Raw genomic sequence first — 743 nt, 5'->3', positions numbered from 1 at the left:
CCGACTTCCCCACACCGGTCGGCCCGAACAGCAACAGATGCGCATTCTGGGTACGGTCATGTTTATTTTGCGGATCAAAGGTCAGCACATCGCCGCCCCGGTTAAAAAAGCTAAGACCCGGGTTACCGGTGCCGGTCGCCCGCCCTGTCACTGGCAACAACCCAGCCACATGCTGCACCCAAGTCAACCGGGTATACCAGTGATGCTTGTCTCGTTGCGGGTTAAAACACATCGGTAAGGCACGCAGATAACCGTTTAACGGCGCGACGTCGCATTCGGGTTTAACCGGCTGCAACCCCGAGACCAACAGGGTTGCAGCCAGTTGCTGATGCCGACGGTTCAAATCGTCAACATCAACCCCCTGTAACAGAAAGGTCAGTGCAGAACGGCACAGTTTATGTCTCAGCCCCAGATACGCCTTAGCTTCTTTTACGTCTGCACGCACTCGCCCTGATTCAGTATTTTCTCCCATTGCATTTTTTGACAATCGGTCGAAATCCCGCTCCAGTGTATCCTGCGCCTGTATGACAATGGTCAATGAAACAAGAGTACCTGACGGTAATAAATCCATCAGCGCATTGATATGTTCACCCCGGACCATTTCACCGGTCAGCGTTCCCGGTTCTGGGGGGCGACGCAGCCGTTCAACCGGTACCGCCCGATGAGCAATATTATCAAACCACCAGACACCGTTTTTCACGTCAGAACGCGGCGGGGTAAACCACAAGGTTTCCGTGAAATCA

At 53.7% G+C, this 743-nt stretch carries 1 protein-coding gene; it reads right to left on the bottom strand.

Translation table 11 applies throughout. The features are described from left to right. Nucleotides 1-743 (bottom strand): TraC family protein (locus EAE91_RS25265; RefSeq protein ID WP_214090558.1); only part of this gene is annotated, 743 nt, incomplete at both ends.

The organism is Photorhabdus noenieputensis, from assembly GCF_018448935.1.
GTDB classification, from domain to species: domain Bacteria; phylum Pseudomonadota; class Gammaproteobacteria; order Enterobacterales; family Enterobacteriaceae; genus Photorhabdus; species Photorhabdus noenieputensis.
This window is presented reverse-complemented; position numbering and strand designations above follow the sequence as displayed.